Genomic DNA, 696 nt, shown 5'->3' on the forward strand with positions numbered 1-696 from the left:
CCCCCCCTCGTCTGCGCATAAAGCGGCCCGCGGCCCAGCAGCAGCGGAATGCACGCCGCCGCCGCGAACATCATCCGTTGCACTCTCTTTGTCACCATCTCAAACTCCCAATACGGTCAATCCGTGTTACATCAGTATTCCCTAAATTCCACGTGTGTTTTTTATTAGCTTCAAAAATCACTATTTCACGAAGAATTTAGACTGCTTCTCACACATTGTAACATTATTTACAACCACCTTTCAATCATTTTTGATAAATCATTGATTTCATCTTTGCTGCAATGATACTTAATAAACTCTGCAAGTTATCCACAGAGCAACACTCAATTTTATTGATGATATTCTTATTATACCAGACATTTTTCATACACTCCCTTGTACGGATAGTTTTCCGACAACTTCATGATTACATATCTTGCGGTTTTGATTATTTTTGCTGCAAGAAATACATACTTCAAACGAAAGGTCTTTATTTGCTGTCTGTATTCTGAAGAGTCCAAGGAATCAAACTTGAACAACAAAAATAGGTTATATGAAAGCATCATCATTTGAAACACGGCTTCATTCGCCCAAAATGACTTTAGCAAGAGATGACCCACCGCCATGTCGTATTTGGCTTCTTTGATATAGTTTTCAGCATTACCACGCTTTTCATAGTATATAACTACTTTTTCAGAAAGCAAGGTAGTATTTGTT

The 696-nt window shown here is 38.5% G+C and carries 1 protein-coding gene; it reads right to left on the minus strand.

Going from position 1 to position 696, the window contains the following annotated elements; all coding sequences use genetic code 11:
* Positions 1-347: 347 nt before the first annotated feature.
* On the minus strand, positions 348-696 hold a 349-nt coding region (locus tag ABD353_RS39820; RefSeq protein WP_140948512.1), incomplete at its 5' end, for a transposase.

This window comes from Kitasatospora arboriphila (assembly GCF_039528095.1).
Taxonomy (GTDB): Bacteria; Actinomycetota; Actinomycetes; order Streptomycetales; family Streptomycetaceae; genus Kitasatospora; species Kitasatospora arboriphila.